The following is a 14,650-nucleotide window of genomic DNA, read 5'->3' on the forward strand; positions in this document are numbered from 1 at the left end:
GCCCCGCATCCTGCGGGTCGGCCGAAGTATCACGGATGGGCCGGGTGGCGGCAATTCGCCCGCCGCGCCCGTCCCCCGATGTCCTTGCGTTGTCTTCGCGTCTCCCCAAGATAGGGCGCATGTCGTCGCCTGCGGATCCGCATTCATGAACGCCCTGCCCGCCCCCCTGCGAAGCGTGTGCGTCGCTCGGCTGCGCCAAGCGCTGACATGCCCGGCGGCCGCCGCAGAGGCCGGCGCATGAGCACCCCGCGCGCGCTGCAGGACTTCGTCGAGCGCCACGCGCGCCTGTTCGTGCTCACCGGGGCCGGTTGCAGCACCGGGTCGGGCATCCCCGACTATCGCGACCGCGACGGCGCGTGGAAGCGCCCGCAGCCGGTGACCTACCAGGCCTTCATGGGCGAACTGGCCACGCGCCAGCGCTACTGGGCACGCAGCCTGGTCGGCTGGCCGCGCTTCGGCGCCGCGCGACCCAATGGCGTGCATCGTGCGCTCGCGGCGCTGGAGGCGCGCGGGCAGGTTTCGCTGCTGCTGACCCAGAACGTGGACCGCCTGCACCAGGCCGCCGGCAGCCGCCAGGTGATCGACCTGCATGGCCGGCTGGATGTGGTGCGCTGCATGGGCTGCGAGCGGCGCACGCCGCGCGAGGACTTCCAGGCAGAGCTGATCGCGCGCAATCCCGGCTGGGAGCGGCACCACGCGGGCATCGCGCCCGATGGCGATGCCGACCTGGAAGGCGTGGACTTCTCCGCGTTCGACATCCCCGCCTGCGCGCACTGCGGCGGCGTGCTGAAGCCGGACGTGGTGTTCTTCGGCGAGAACGTCCCGCGCGAGCGCGTGGCCGCCGCGCGCGAGGCGCTGGAACGCAGCGATGCGCTGCTGGTGGTCGGTTCTTCGCTGATGGTGTATTCGGGCCTGCGCTTCGTGCAGTGGGCGCACGCGGCCGGCCTGCCGGTGGCCGCGCTCAACCACGGCCGCACCCGCGCCGACGAGCTGCTCATGCTGAAGGTGCAGCACGACTGCGCGCAGGCGCTGGCGTTTCTCGAAGACGGGGTGACGGCCTGAGCGTCGTGCGCGCGACAGGCTGATCCAGCGGTGCGCTTGCGGGGTCCTAACGCCGCGCGCTGCAATCTACGGTCTCCCCCCTGCTGCAAGGCCCGCTTCGTGAGCACGCTGTTTTCGCCCCTGTCCCTGGGGCCGCTGTCGTTGGACAACCGCATCGTCATCGCGCCGATGTGCCAGTACTCCTGTGATGATGACAATGGTCAGGCCAATGCCTGGCACGCCATGCATCTGGGCCATCTGGCGCAGTCCGGCGCGGGCCTGCTGATTCTGGAAGCGACCGCGGTCGAGGCGCGTGGGCGCATCTCCTGGGCCGATCTGGGCCTGTGGGACGACGCCACCGAACAGGCCCTGCGCCCCGTGGTGGACGGCATCCGGCGCTGGTCGCCGATCCGGCTCGGCATCCAGCTGGCCCATGCCGGGCGCAAGGGCTCCACCCACAAGCCGTGGGAACACCACGGCGCGGCCATCGCGCCGGATGCGCCGCACGGCTGGCAGACAGTGTCTTCCACCGACCGCCCCTACGCGGAAGGCGATCCGGCGCCGCAGCGCCTGGACGAGGCCGGCATCGAGGCGATCGTGCAGGCCTTCGTCGACAGCGCGCGGCGCGCGCACCGGCTGGGCTTCGACCTGATCGAGCTGCACGGCGCGCACGGCTATCTGCTGCACCAGTTCCTCTCGCCGCTGAGCAACGATCGCACCGATGCCTATGGCGGCTCGCTGGAGAACCGCCTGCGCCTGCCGCTGCAGGTGTTCGACGCGGTGCGCGCGGCGGTGCCGGACAGCATGGCGGTCGGCATGCGCATCTCGGCCAGCGACTGGGTCGAAGGCGGCTGGGACGTGGCGCAGAGCATCGCCCTGGCGCAGGCGCTGGAAGCGCGCGGCTGCAGCTATCTGCACGTGTCCAGTGGCGGCCTGGATCCGCGCCAGCAGATTCCGGTGGAGCCCGGCTACCAGGTGCCGTTCGCCCGCGACATCAAGGCGGCGCTGTCGACCATGCCGGTGATTGCGGTCGGCCTGATCACCGAGCCGGCGCACGCCGAGCGCATCGTGGCCGAAGGCAAGGCCGACGCGGTGGCCATCGCCCGCGCCGCGCTGTACGACCCGCGCTGGCCCTGGCATGCGGCGGTGGCGCTGGGCGCGACCCTGGCCATCGCCCCGCAGTACCTGCGCAGCGAACCGCGCGAGGCGCGCGGCGTGTTCAAGCCGCGCTGAGGCGATCCGTGCCGAGACGCGCGTTGGTTACGCCAACGCGCGTGGCGAGGACAGGTACTGATCGCGAATGGCTTTCGCCGACCAGTAGGTCAGCGCGGCGACCAGCCCGGTTGGGTTGTAGCCCAGCCCCTGCGGAAACGCCGACGCGCCCGGGACGAAGACGTTGTGCACGTCCCAGCTCTGCAGATACCGGTTGAGCACGCTGGTGGCAGGGTCGGTGCCCATGATCGCGCCGCCGTTCAGATGCGTGGTCTGGTAGCTGGTCGCGTCGAAGTGATCGCCGAAGTCGCGCACCAGCTGGCGGGTGGAGGCCGGGCCCATGGCCTTGGCGATGCCGTCCAGCTTGTCGGCCATGAAGCGCGCCATGCGCGTGTCGTTCTCCTGCCAGTCGAAGGTCATGCGCAGCAGCGGCAGGCCGTGGACGTCGGTATAGGTGGGGTCCAGGCTGAGGTAGTTGCCGCGATAGCTCATGTGCGCGCCGTGCGCATCCATCGACACGGTGTGGGTGTAGTGCTCGGCCACCGCGCGCTTCCACGCCTGTCCCCAACCCGGCGTACCGGCCGGCAGCGCGATCCCGCTGATCGGCTTGACCCCCGCCTGGTTGACCCACATCGGTGAGCCGCCGACGAAGCCGGCCGCCGCATGGTCGAAATGATCGGCGTTGAAGTCGTCGATCGCCACGCCGTTGCCGCCGGCACCGATGAACTCGTTGCTGTGCACGTCCTTGCCGAAGAACGCCTTGACCGTGGCCATGTTCTGGTAGGCGAAGTTGCGCCCGACCACGCCGGTGTTGCTGGCCGGGTCGTAGGGCGTGCCGATGCCCGAAAGCAGCAGCAGGCGCACGTTGTGGAACTGGAAGGCCGAGACGATCACCAGGTCCGCGGGTTGGAACACCTCGCGCCCCTGCGCGTCGACGTAGGTCACACCGGTGGCGGTCTTGCGATCGGGCGCCAGTTCCACCCTGGTCACCTCGCAATGCGTGCGCAGCTCGAACAGCGGCTGCTGGCGCAGCGCCGGCCACACGTTGACGTTGGGCGAGGCCTTGGAATAGTTGTAGCAGGCATAACCGCTGCAATAGCCGCAGAAGTTGCACGTGCCCATCTGGCAACCGTAGGGGTTGGTGTAGGGGCCGGAGGCGTTGGCCGAGGGCATGTCGTAGGGGTGGTAGCCCAGCCCCGCGGCCGCCGAGAAGAAGCGCTGCGCCGAGACGGTACGCTTCTGCGCCGGCAGCGGGAACGGCGCCGAGCGGTCCGGCGCCAGCGGGTTGCCGCCCTTGTCCCGCCCCACCACTTCGCCCTGCACGCTCCAGGCGCTGCCGGAGGTGCCGAACACCTTCTCGGCGAAGTCGAAGTGCGGCTCCAGCTCCTCGTAGCTCACGCCGAAGTCCTGGATGGTCATGCCTTCGGGGATGAAGCGCTTGCCGTAGCGCTGCTCGTAATGGCTGCGCAGCTTCAGCTCCACCGGGTCGACGCGGAAGTGCACGCCGGACCAGTGCAGGCCGGCGCCGCCGACGCCATCGCCGGGCAGGAAGGCGCCGAGCTGCCGGTACGGCAGCGCGGTGTCCGCCTCGGTATGGCGGATCGTCACGGTGCTGCGCGAGAGATCCTGGAACAGCTTCTTGCGCACGCTGTAGGTCAGCTCGTCCAGCGTGCCCGGGTAGGCGCCGTCGGGCTGGGTGTCGCGCGCGGCGCCGCGTTCCAGCGCGACCACGCGCAGGCCCGCCTCGGTCAGCTCGCGCGCCATGATCGACCCGGCCCAGCCGAAGCCCACCACCACCACATCGGTCTTCTTCATCGTCGTCGCCATGGCTCAGCCCCGCGCCCCGTCGATGGACACCGGCGGCAGCGGATAGGCCACGTCGCGCTCGACCCAGTCCATGAAGTCCGCGCGCGCGCCGGGGAAGCCGATCAGCTTCCAGCCCACCAGGTCGCGGTTGCCGCCATGGCGCGGATCGCAGAAGAAGCCCTCGCGCGCGTTGGCCAGCAGCAGGCCGAACAGCGCCTTGGGCGGCACCTGCGCCAGCGCCAGCGTGCCGGCTTCCAGCCGCTGCAGCACGCCGTCCTGCAGCGCGGCGTCGAGTTCGGCGAAGGCCTTGCCGTGCGCGGCGCGGCAGGCCTGGTCCAGATCGGCCAGGCCCAGCCGGTAGAGCTCGCGCGGCGCCAGCCGGAGCTGATACCCCAGCGTGGCCGGCGCATCGGGCTGAAACGGCCCCTGCATGAACCACAGCCGCCCCGCCGCCCAGGGCGTGCCCATCTGGCGGTCGATGTACTCGGGCACGCCGGCCTCCAGCGCCCCCGGGTCCCGCGCATCGCCGGGGATCAGGCGGGCCACGACGGCCTGCAGGCAGGCCCATTCGGCCGCACTGAAGTACGTGGGCCGATAAGGCGCGGAGTGGGTGGCGCCGGCGCCTTCGCGCCGACCGGCCTCGCCCTGCTGGCCATCGCACGCGCCAAGGGCGACCGCGGCCGGGGCCACGGCCAGCGACAGGCGCAGGAAGGCGCGGCGGGTCGTCGCGGTCGGCGCATCGGCGTGCGGCGTCTGGGGAGGCTTGCTCATGCGGTTCACCAAGGGGCAGCGGCGCGCATCAATCGCGCGTGGAAGTCGGGTCGTGGGGTTTGACGCGCTCGGCCCGCTCGCGCTCGAGCTGGGCGCGGACCTTGCGTACCTGGGCGGCGCTGACCGGGTCGGCGCGATTGCCCCAGCCCGCGCGCACGAAGCTGGCCAGCTGCGCGACCTGCGCGTCGTCCAGCCGCCAGGCGAAGCCGGGCATGCCCAGGTCCGAGGGCGCGGCCGGCGTGGCCGGCATCCTGCTGCCGTCCAGGATCAGGCGCAGCAGCGAGGTCGGCGCGGGTGCCAGCACGGTGGGGTTGCCGGCGATCGACGGGAAGGTGCGCGTATCGCCGGCGCCGTCGCTGCGGTGGCAGCCGGCACAGTTGTCCAGGTAAAGCGCCGCGCCGGGCGTGGCGTCCTGGCCCTGCGCCAGGGCCGCAGCGGTAGACGGGTCGGCACGGAAGCCAGGATGCTCCGGGTCCCGGGCCGGCAAGCTCTTGAGGTAAGCCGCGATGGCGTGCAGATCGTCCGCGCGCAGGTACTGCATGCTGTGGACGGTGACATCGCCCATCGGGCTGCCGACGGTGGCCGCGTGCGGATTGCGGCCGGTGCGCAGCGAATCGACGATGTCCTGCTCCGACCAGCCGCCCAGCCCGCTGCCCACATCGCCGCGCAGGTTGATGGCGGTCCAGCCGTCGATCACCTGGCCGCCGCTCAGGTAGGCCTTGCCCGAGGCGTCCAGCGCCTGTTCCTGCATGGTCAGCGCGCGCGGGGTGTGGCAGCTGCCGCAGTGGCCCAGGCCTTCCACCAGGTAGGCGCCCCGGGCGAGCCGGGCGTCGGCCAGCGCCGGCCTGGCCGCCAGCGCGTCGGGCGAGGGCGCGAACATGCGCCTCCACAGCGCCAGCGGCCAGCGCAGGCTGAGCGGCCAGGCGATGCCGGTGGGCTGGTTGTGGCGTTCGACCGGCTGTACGCCCTGCATGAAATAGACATACAGCGCGCGCACGTCGTCGTCGCTGATGCGCGCATACGATGGATACGGCATGGCCGGATAGAGCGTGCCGCCGTCGGCGCGGATGCCGTGCCGCAGCGCGCGGTCGAACTGGTCCAGCGAGTAGCGGCCGATGCCGGTGGCGGGATCGGGCGTGATGTTGGTGCTGTAGATGGTGCCGATCGGCGAGGCGATCGGCAGCCCTCCCGCGAACGGCGCGCCGCCCGGCGCGGTATGGCAAGCGGTGCAGTCGCCGGCCGCGGCCAGATAGCGGCCCTGCTCCAGCAGCGCGGCGGCCTGCCCTTGCGCGACCGGGGCGATGGCGCGGGTTCGCGTGGGCAGCAGCGCGATGGCAAACGCCGACAGGAACAGGATCGCCGCCACCAGCGCGGCGATGAACAGACGCTTCTTCCGCATCATGCCGCCGCCGGTACCGGCGCGTCGGCGTCGATCAGGCCCTCGTGCCTGAGCTCATCCCACAAGGCCTGCGGCACCGCGACCGCCATCGAGGCGACGTTGGCCTGCACCTGCGCCGGCGTGCGTGCGCCCGGGATCACCGCCGACACCACCGCCGGCGCGTTGGCGAACTGCAGCGCCACCGTGCGCAGGTCCACGCCGTGACGATCGCACACCGCCTGCACCCTGGCGCGCCTGGCCGGTGCCCAGTCCGGCACCTTGCCGTCGTAGAGATAGCGCTCGCGCCCGGCCAGATAGCCGGCCAGCAGCGGCGCGCCGACCACCACCGACGCGCCGTGCGCGGCGATCTTCGGAAAGGTCTCGTGCAGGGTCTTGGCGTGATCCAGCAGCGAGTACTGGCAGGCCAGCAGGAAGATGTCCGGGTCGGCTTCCTCGATCGCGCGCAGCGCCGGTTCGGGCCGGTTGACGCCGAAGCCCCAGGCCTTGATCAGGCCTTCCTCGCGCATGCGGGTCAGCTCGGGCATGGCGCCCTTGGCGGCCTCGGCGAAGCGCTGCTCCCACGGCATGCCCAGGTCGTCCTCGTTGTCCGGCGACAGGTCGTGGATGAACACCACGTCCAGCTGCGCCACGCCCAGCCGGTTGAGGCTGTCCTCCACCGAGCGCCGCGTGCCCGCGGCCGAGTAGTCGTAGCGGTAGCGGAAGGGCGAAGGCGACTGCCACATCGTCTCTTGCAGCGGCCCGGCGGTGGCGGTAAGCAGCCGCCCGACCTTGGTGGAGAGCACGTACTCGCCTGGCGGATGGGTGTGCAGATGGTGGCCGAAGCGGCGCTCGCTCAGCCCCAGCCCATACCAGGGCGAGGTGTCGAAGTAGCGCACGCCCGCCGCCCAGGCCGCGGCCAGGGTCTGTTCGCTCTGCGCGTCGGTGGCCGGGGCGAAGCCGTTGCCGATCGCCACGCCGCCCAGGCCCAGGCGCGAGGTCGGCCGGAACCGCCCACTGCGCGGCGCATTGGACGGCAGCGGGGCGCCGGTGCCGCGCCCCTTGGTCGGCAGCACGCTGCCCGGCCCCGGCGCGGTCGACTGGGCCAGCAGCGGGCTGGCCGCCAGGGCGGCGGTCCCGGCAGCGGCGGCGGTCAGGAATCGGCGGCGATGCAGCATGGCGTGCTCCAGTGGCGGAAGGGGAACATCGGCGGCGCAGGCGCTCATGGCGCACCCGCCGCGGTGAGCGGACCGGCCGGATCGGTCGGCAGGCGCACCAGCAGGTACGGCGGCTGGCGCAGGTCCTTGCCGCCGTTGAAGCTCGGCAGGCGGTCCCACTGGCCCAGGGTCACGTACACGTACCGATCGGTGGCCGCGATGCCGTCGGGCCAGACGATGCGCGGATCGCGGCCGACCACGTCGAAGTGCCCGTCCGGCCAGCGCCGCACGATCGCGTCGTGCTCGCTGTCGGTGACGTACAGCCGGCCCCGCGCGTCGCTGTCCATGCCATCGGCGAAGCCCTTCTCGCCCAGGTCGCGCACCGCGGCGGCGAGCGTAGCCTCGTCGTTGTCGAAGTTGGCCAGCACGTCGGTGGAGATGCCGTAGAGACGCCGGCTGCTCAGCGGCGCGAAGTAGAGCGTGCTGTCGTCGGGGCTCAGCGCGACGGCATCCACGCCGCCCACCGGAAAGGTCGGTGACTTCGCGCTGTAGCGCATGGGCTTGCCGTCGAGGGTGGCGACGAAGCCCGGGTCGGGCTGCGTGGAGGGGTGCTGGCCCAGCACGCGGCGCTGGCGCCCGCTGGCCAGGTCCACCACCACCAGCGCCGGCGAGGTGCCGAAGGAGGAATCGCTGACGTAGGCCGTGCCCTTGGCGCCGTGGCTGAGGTCCACGCGCAGGTCGTTCATGTGGCTGTCCTGCAGCAGCGTCGGCGCCTCGAGCACCACCGAGGCGAGCACCCGCCCGCTGGCCGGGTCGAACCCCACCACCTTGGCCGCGCCGTCCGGGATGCCCGGCGCGCCGGCGCGCTTGCCGTCGTCGATCACCCACAGGTTGCCCCTGGCATCGGTGGTCATGCCATGCACCGAGACCAGCCGCTGCGCGTCCGGCGCCTGCGAGGGCAGGCTCATGGCCGCAGTGGGAAACGGCACCAACCGCCCTCCCACAAGCTCGCCCAGCGTCATGCCGGCGTGGTTCTCGGCATGGCGCGGGAAGCCGACGAACACCCGTCCCCCCGGCGTCACCGCGATGCCCGAGGGGCCCGGCCCGTCGAAGCGGGCCACGACCTCCAGCTGGCCGGCCGGCAGCGCAGCCGGGTCGTGCGCCTCGCCGGCCCGGGCCAGCAGCGGGGACAACAGGCAGGCCAGCGCAAGCGCGGCGCGCAAGGGGGTCATGTCAGGTCTCCGGTCGGGCGCGGCGGCGCGTCGGTGCTGGCGCGCGCCACGATGGAAAAGCCGGTGTCGATCACGCGCGCCTTCGGCGCATCGCCGGCCAGGCGCTCGAGCAGCAGCGTGGCCACGGTATGGCCCATGCCGCGCCGGTCCACGGCCACCGAGGACAGCGCCGGCAGCACGGCCGCGGCGATCGGCGCATCGTTGAAGCCCATCAGCGCCAGGTCCTGCGGCACGCGCAGGCCCCGGCGCTGGGCCTCGAACAGCGCCCCGGCGGCCAGGTCGTCGTTGGCCAGGAACACCGCCTGGACCTGCGGATGGCGCTGCAGCAGCTCGGCCAGCAGCCGGCCGCCGCCGGCGATGGACGAGGGGCCCTGGCCATCGAGGACGTAGTCGTCGCGCAGCCCGCGCGCCGCCAGCGCCTCGGCGAAGGCCTGCGCACGGCGCGCGGCGCGCAGGTCGTGCTCGGCGCCGGTGCTGACGATGGCGATGTGGCGGAAGCCGCGATCGGCGAACCAGTCCGCCACCGCCCGGCCCACCGCCCGATGCGAGAAGCCCACCATCAGGTCGATCGGCTCGCCGTCCAGGTCCATGAATTCCACCAGCGGCCGCGTGCGCGCCAGGGCCTGCAGCCGCGCGCGCAGGGCCGGCGTGTGGTCGACGCCGGCCAGCAGCAGCCCGGCCGGCGCCCAGCCCAGCAGGCCCTCGACCAGGCGCGCCTCGCGGTCCTGGCGGTACTCGGTGGTGCCCAGCAGGACCTGGTAGCCCTGTTCGTCCAGGACGGCGTTGACCCCGTCCAGGAACGGCACGTACACCGGGTGGGCCAGGGTGGGCACCACGACCGGCACGATCCGGCTGTGGCCGGCGGCCATGCTGCTGGCGGCGTGGTTGGCGACGTAGCCCAGTTCGGCCACGGCCTGTTCGATGCGGGCGCGCAGGGCCGCCGAGACCGCGGCCGGCGCGCGCAGCGCGCGCGAGACCGTGATCGCCCCCACGCCGGCGCGCGCCGCGACGTCCTTGAGGGTCACCGGCCGCTTGCCGACGCGTCCGCCGCTCACGCGGCCTCCCAAGGCGCAAGCGCGCAGCGCGGGTCGAAACCGGGACAGCCTGGGTCGAATGTGGGGGCGGACATGGCAAGCGAGACGCGGATGGTTGCGCAACCATACCAGCCGGCGGCGCGATCACCGCATGAAATGCGCGCACGGCTCGGCAGGCGGGCGGCATCCAGGGGCGCGCTTCGCGCCTCCCACACCGGCGCGGGTCGACACTGGTGGTCCCTTTTCCCGAAGCGATCCCCACGATGGACATCGGATTCCTGGGCCTGGGCACGATGGGCGCGCCGATGGCGCGCAACCTGCTCAAGGCCGGCCACAGCCTGCGCGTCTGGAACCGCGGCGCCGCGCCACGCGAGGCGCTGGCCCGCGAAGGCGCCCACGCCTGCGACACGCCGCGCCAGGTCGCCGCGCCGGTGCTGATCTCGATGCTGGCCCACGACCAGGCCGTGCGCGAGAGCGTGCTGGACAGCGGCCTGCTCGACGCCCTGCCCGAGGGCGCGATCCACGTGAACATGGCCACCGTCTCGGTCGCCTTCGCCCGCGAGCTGGCCGAGGCGCACGCTGCGCGCGGGGTGGCCTACGTGGCCGCGCCGGTGCTGGGCCGTGTGGACGTGGCCGAGGCCGGCAAACTCAACATCCTGGCCGGCGGCGAGCCCGCGGACATCGCCCGGGTGCAGCCGCTGCTGGACGTGCTGGGCGCCAGGACCTGGCCCTTCGGCGCCCGGCCCGAGCAGGCCAACGCGGTCAAGCTGGCGGCCAACTTCTGCCTGGCCAGCGCCATCGGCACCATGGCCGAGGCCGGCGCGCTGGTGCGCGGGCACGACGTGGCGCCGGCCGATTTCCTCGCCATGCTCACCTCGACGGTGTTCGCCGCGCCCGCCTACCAGGGGTACGGCGGGCTGATCGCGCGCGAGCAGTATTCGCCCGCCGGCTTCAAGATGACCCTGGGCCTGAAGGACGTGCGCCTGGCCCTGGCCGCCGGCGAGGCGCAGCATGTGCCCATGCCCATCGCCAGCACCCTGCGCGACGGCCTGCTCGAAGGCATCGCCCAGGGCGATGGCGACCTGGACTGGTCGGCGCTGGCCAAGGTCTCCGCCCGCCGCGCCGGGCAGGCCTAGGCGGACCTGCGTCGCTGATCGCCGCGGCGCGGCTTGAGCCGCGCGGCGCGCTGCGACTAAGGTGCGCAGGCCTCGGCACGACGGCCCGCTCAACGGAAGGACACATGCACGCATCCAGGGACACCCACCACCGGCACGGCCCATGGCCGCGATGAGGGCCTCGGCACCGGTGCAGGCGCAGTCGTCCGAGGTGATCGGCCCGGAGCATCCCGAGCACCCCGAACACCGCCTCTACGTCCAGATCGCGCGCGGCGTGCACCGGCTCGATGCCGAGGCCGGGCGCACGCCGGACGCGGCCAGCGCGCGCATGATCGCCCGGCTGATGCCGCTGGCGCGCGAGCAGGGCTTCAAGCGCGTGGACCATGTGGTGCTCAGCCGCCATATCGGCCTGGTCGAACAGGGCGAGCATGTGTTCCTGGTGCAGGGCCGGCTGGACGATCCGGGCCACAAGCGCGCCTTCATCACCACCGACGAGGCCACCGCCACACCCGTGGCCGATTCGTTGCGCCGGCTGGACGAGGCCAACGCGCGCCGGCGGCGCCAGCGGCGCGGCCGCGACGAAGACAGCGCCGACTGAAACCGTCGCCGCCGCGGTGGGCCTGTGCGTAAGATGCCCGCCCTATGCCCCGCGACCACATCCTGACCCTCTCCTGCCCGGACCGCACCGGCATCGTCTACCGCGTCAGCGGCCTGCTGTTCGACGCCGGCTGCAACATCCTCGATGCGCAGCAGTTCGGCGACGCCGACAGCGGACGCTTCTTCCTGCGCGTGCACTTCGACCGGCCCGAGGCGCTGGAGCCCGGGGCGCTGCGCGCGCGGCTGGCCGAACTGGGCGCGGCCTTCGACATGGACTGGCAGCTGCACGACGCGCAGGCCCGCGCGCGCCTGCTGGTGCTGGTGAGCAAGCACGGCCATTGCCTCAACGATCTGCTGTTCCGCGCGCACAGCCGCCAGCTGAAGGTCGACATCGCCGCGGTAGCCTCCAACCATGAGGACTTCGCCCCGCTGGCGGCGTCCTACGGCGTGCCGTTCCACCATCTGCCGGTCGATGCGGCCACGCGCCCGGCGCAGGAGCGCGCGCTCCTGGACCTGGTCGAACGCGAGCGCATCGACCTGGTGGTACTGGCGCGCTACATGCAGATCCTCTCGCCGGCGCTGTGCGCGGCGCTGGCCGGCCGCGCGATCAACATCCACCACAGCTTCCTGCCCAGCTTCAAGGGCGCCCAGCCGTACCACCAGGCGCACGCGCGCGGGGTCAAGATCATCGGCGCCACCGCGCACTACGTCACGCCCGACCTGGACGAGGGCCCGATCATCGAGCAGGACGTGGCGCGCGTGGACCATGCCATGACCCCGCGCGAGCTGGTGCGCCTGGGCAGCGATACCGAATCGCTGGTGCTGGCGCGCGCGGTGCGTCGCCATGTCGAGCACCGCATCCTGCTCAACGGCCACCGCACCGTGGTGTTCCGCTGATGGCCGCGTGGCTGCTGCTGATCCTGATCGCCCTGGCGGCGGGCTTCGTGATCGCGCTGGTCGCGGTGGGCATCAAGCTGTTGCTGGAGAAGCGCAAGCGCTGAGGCTTTCGCTCCAGCTTGGTGGGAACCAGTTTGGTGGGAGCCGCCATGGCGGCGATGTGGCTCTACCGGGAAAGCCGCATCGCCGCCATGGCGGCTCCCACCGGGCAACACCATCAACACCACAAGCCGGTAGGCTTGCGCTCCTGCTTCGATCCGCGAGGGCCCGATGAGCGATCCGATCTATCACGTGGTGGGCAGCTATGTGTCGCCCTACGTGCGCAAGGTGCTGGTGGTGATGGCGCTGAAGGGCCTGCGCTACACCATCGACCCGATCGCCCCGTTCGTCGGCGGCGACGCCTTCCAGCGCATCAGTCCGCTGCGCCGCGTCCCGGTGCTGATCGACGGCGCGCGCGTGATCAACGACTCCAGCGTGATCTGCCAGTACCTGGAGGATCGCCATCCCAGCCCCTCGGTGTACCCGGCCGACATCGGCGAACGCGCCCAGGCGCGCTGGCTGGAGGAGTACGCCGACGCGCGCCTGGGCGAGGTGATCATTGCCGACCTGTTCTACCAGCGCGGGCCCAAGCGCTTCCTGTTCAAGGAGCCGGTGGACGAGACGCGCTTCAACCACGCCCGCGACGTCGCCCTGCCCGCCAGCCTGGACTGGCTGGAGGCGCAGATGCCGCAGGACGGCTTCCTGCTCGGCGCGCTGTCGATCGCCGACATCGCCATCGCCGCGTTCTTCCGCAACGCCGCGATGGTGCGCGTGGAAGTGGAGGCCGCGCGCTGGCCGCGCACCGCGGCCTGGCTGCAGCGCGTGCTGACGCTGCCGGAGTTCGCGCGCCTGGCGAAGATCGAGGACGCGGTGGCCCGCGTGCCGCTGGGCGATCAGCGCGACCTGCTGCGCTCGCTGGGCGAACCGGTCAGCGAAGCGACGCTGGGCACCGAGGTGGCGCGCAAGGGCGTGATGCGGCTGGACTAGCGCCGCGCTCGTGAATCACGCGCGGTGTCAACTGTCCGCATTGCCTTTATGGCCACGCTGCGTTGCGAGCGCCTGCTGGAATGCCTGCACGGCGTTCTGCAGGCAAACATCGACCGCACCTTGTCAAGGCGGGCAGGAAAGCCCGTCGTGCGAAGCGGGTGTATCCACTTTCGCGTCTTTCCTCCGGGCAAGCCCTGGCCAAGGCGAAATCGTCTCCAGGCGACTCGTCTCGCTGGGCTTGGCCTCTACAGGACCGAGCCGGATGTCGGGCTCCACACCAGCGCCATCGATGGGCATGCCATCGAGCCTAAACACTTCCGCGACGACGACCGTTACTTCTACCTGGTCATTCGCGGACTTGTCCGCCGGATCGCTCATCAGGATATTGCTTCTGATCCTCATGTCGCCTGCTGTGCGTCGACCGATGATCAGGGCACGACTTCTATCCTGCAGGACAGCCGCGAATGCCTCGGCGCCGCTCGCGGTCTCTTGATCGACCAGAACCGCGACAGGTCGATGCCAGACCTGCTTTCCTGTTGAATGCATCCGATCGACCGTGCCGTTGGCTGCCTTGATCTGCATCGCGGGCCCTTCTCCAGCGAAGAGTCCCACGAGCGCGAGCAGATCCTTCAGGCCGAATCCCGGATGCGACCGCAGGTCGACGATCATGGCATCGGCGTCGTGCCGGCCGAGTGCCTTGAGCTCGGCGCCCAGATCGGCAGTATTCGGCAAGAGGGCGGCTGCCGTGGTGGTTTTGTTTCCAGGCCGGACGATGGCGATGTTTCCCACCATGCTGGAAGTCGTGGGTATCGTGTCATTTCGGGCGGCCTTATCGGAAACCGAGTAAGGCTTTCCGCCGACCGAGAACACATTATTCCGGTACTGAAGCCCCGCGATCGCGGATATCAGGATGGAGATGGCCTCATCCTTATCCTCCTCGCTGATGGCAGCACCGCTCCGCTCTAGATCCGCATAGAGCGCATAAACGGGACTGAGGTCGCTCCGCCACGCTCCACTGGAGAATTCGCCCCGGAACTTCTGTGTATCTCCGGCGATCGCCATCTTTATCCTGCCGCGCCTGGAGAGCTCCCGCAGGTAAAGTTCAAAGAGCCGCTCCGAATCCAGGCTTTGCCAAGGATGTGCGCCGTAAACTTGAGGATGACTTACCAGCCCGATCGCCAGATTGACCAGATGTAGTCTCTCCTTTTCGGTCCAACGCTGCGGTTCGCCTGCGTTTGCGGCAGCGACATGAATGCATACCGCGCACAGGAGCCAGAGAGTCAGTCGCTTGATAGGCATCATTTTCATCCCTGGAAGAAGGGCTCATTGTCCAGGCCCCTCCGAAACGCACGAAACGCTTTTTTTATCACCGCCCTACCGGTGCTGG

The 14,650-nt window shown here is 71.1% G+C and carries 13 protein-coding genes; 6 read left to right on the forward strand and 7 right to left on the reverse strand.

All coding sequences use genetic code 11. From position 1 onward, the window contains the following. Positions 1-237: 237 nt before the first annotated feature. Both LAJ50_RS19310 and LAJ50_RS19315 read left to right on the forward strand, forming a co-directional pair. Positions 238-1,062, forward strand: a complete 825-nt coding sequence (locus tag LAJ50_RS19310) for an NAD-dependent protein deacetylase (RefSeq protein ID WP_138653536.1) — start codon at positions 238-240, stop codon at positions 1,060-1,062. Positions 1,063-1,161: 99 nt separating this feature from the next. After that, the gene (locus LAJ50_RS19315; RefSeq protein ID WP_138653538.1) at positions 1,162-2,274 is read left to right on the forward strand and encodes an NADH:flavin oxidoreductase/NADH oxidase; all 1,113 of its coding nucleotides are present in this window, start codon (positions 1,162-1,164) and stop codon (positions 2,272-2,274) included. Between the two features lie 27 nt (positions 2,275-2,301). Here LAJ50_RS19315 and LAJ50_RS19320 read toward each other — a convergent pair whose 3' ends face one another. Genes LAJ50_RS19320 through LAJ50_RS19345 form a run of 6 tightly spaced genes read right to left on the reverse strand, consistent with a single transcriptional unit; the run spans position 2,302 to position 9,649 of the window. Next, complete coding sequence (locus LAJ50_RS19320; RefSeq protein WP_224096401.1) at positions 2,302-4,068, reverse strand: GMC family oxidoreductase; 1,767 nt, start codon at positions 4,066-4,068, stop codon at positions 2,302-2,304. A gap of 15 nt (positions 4,069-4,083) precedes the next feature. Further along, positions 4,084-4,830 carry a gluconate 2-dehydrogenase subunit 3 family protein gene (locus LAJ50_RS19325; RefSeq protein ID WP_130551563.1) on the reverse strand — a complete coding sequence of 249 codons (747 nt, stop codon included), beginning with the start codon at positions 4,828-4,830 and terminating at the stop codon, positions 4,084-4,086. Between the two features lie 28 nt (positions 4,831-4,858). Beyond that, positions 4,859-6,229 (reverse strand): cytochrome c, encoded by a 1,371-nt coding sequence (locus LAJ50_RS19330; protein ID WP_138653540.1) that lies wholly within the window; start codon positions 6,227-6,229, stop codon positions 4,859-4,861. Next, a complete protein-coding gene (locus LAJ50_RS19335) occupies positions 6,229-7,383 on the reverse strand; it encodes an aldo/keto reductase (protein WP_171044611.1) in 1,155 nt (384 codons plus the stop codon). The genes LAJ50_RS19330 and LAJ50_RS19335 overlap by 1 nt, the downstream gene beginning before the upstream one ends. 44 nt (positions 7,384-7,427) lie before the next feature. Then, positions 7,428-8,594, reverse strand: coding sequence for an L-dopachrome tautomerase-related protein (locus LAJ50_RS19340; protein WP_138653542.1), 1,167 nt, complete (start codon positions 8,592-8,594; stop codon positions 7,428-7,430). Further along, the gene (locus LAJ50_RS19345) at positions 8,591-9,649 is read right to left on the reverse strand and encodes a LacI family DNA-binding transcriptional regulator (protein ID WP_205961533.1); all 1,059 of its coding nucleotides are present in this window, start codon (positions 9,647-9,649) and stop codon (positions 8,591-8,593) included. The genes LAJ50_RS19340 and LAJ50_RS19345 overlap by 4 nt, the downstream gene beginning before the upstream one ends. Before the next feature lie 242 nt (positions 9,650-9,891). On the opposite strand from LAJ50_RS19345, the gene LAJ50_RS19350 reads away from it, so the two are divergent. The 4 genes from LAJ50_RS19350 (at position 9,892) to LAJ50_RS19365 (ending at position 13,263) form a co-directional block, all read left to right on the forward strand. After that, positions 9,892-10,764 carry an NAD(P)-dependent oxidoreductase gene (locus tag LAJ50_RS19350; protein ID WP_138653546.1) on the forward strand — a complete coding sequence of 291 codons (873 nt, stop codon included), beginning with the start codon at positions 9,892-9,894 and terminating at the stop codon, positions 10,762-10,764. A 151-nt stretch (positions 10,765-10,915) separates the two neighbouring features. Continuing rightward, a complete protein-coding gene (locus LAJ50_RS19355) occupies positions 10,916-11,341 on the forward strand; it encodes an XVIPCD domain-containing protein (protein ID WP_130551557.1) in 426 nt (141 codons plus the stop codon). Positions 11,342-11,385: 44 nt separating this feature from the next. Continuing rightward, a complete protein-coding gene (purU, locus tag LAJ50_RS19360) occupies positions 11,386-12,237 on the forward strand; it encodes a formyltetrahydrofolate deformylase (RefSeq protein ID WP_130551556.1) in 852 nt (283 codons plus the stop codon). 270 nt (positions 12,238-12,507) lie between these two features. Further along, a complete protein-coding gene (locus tag LAJ50_RS19365; protein ID WP_130551555.1) occupies positions 12,508-13,263 on the forward strand; it encodes a glutathione S-transferase family protein in 756 nt (251 codons plus the stop codon). Between the two features lie 123 nt (positions 13,264-13,386). Here LAJ50_RS19365 and LAJ50_RS19370 read toward each other — a convergent pair whose 3' ends face one another. Further along, the gene (locus LAJ50_RS19370) at positions 13,387-14,562 is read right to left on the reverse strand and encodes a S41 family peptidase (protein WP_171044612.1); all 1,176 of its coding nucleotides are present in this window, start codon (positions 14,560-14,562) and stop codon (positions 13,387-13,389) included. Positions 14,563-14,650 lie beyond the last annotated feature (88 nt).

Origin of the sequence: Pseudoxanthomonas sp. X-1 (genome assembly GCF_020042665.1) — a bacterium.
Taxonomy (GTDB): Bacteria; Pseudomonadota; Gammaproteobacteria; order Xanthomonadales; family Xanthomonadaceae; genus Pseudoxanthomonas_A; species Pseudoxanthomonas_A spadix_A.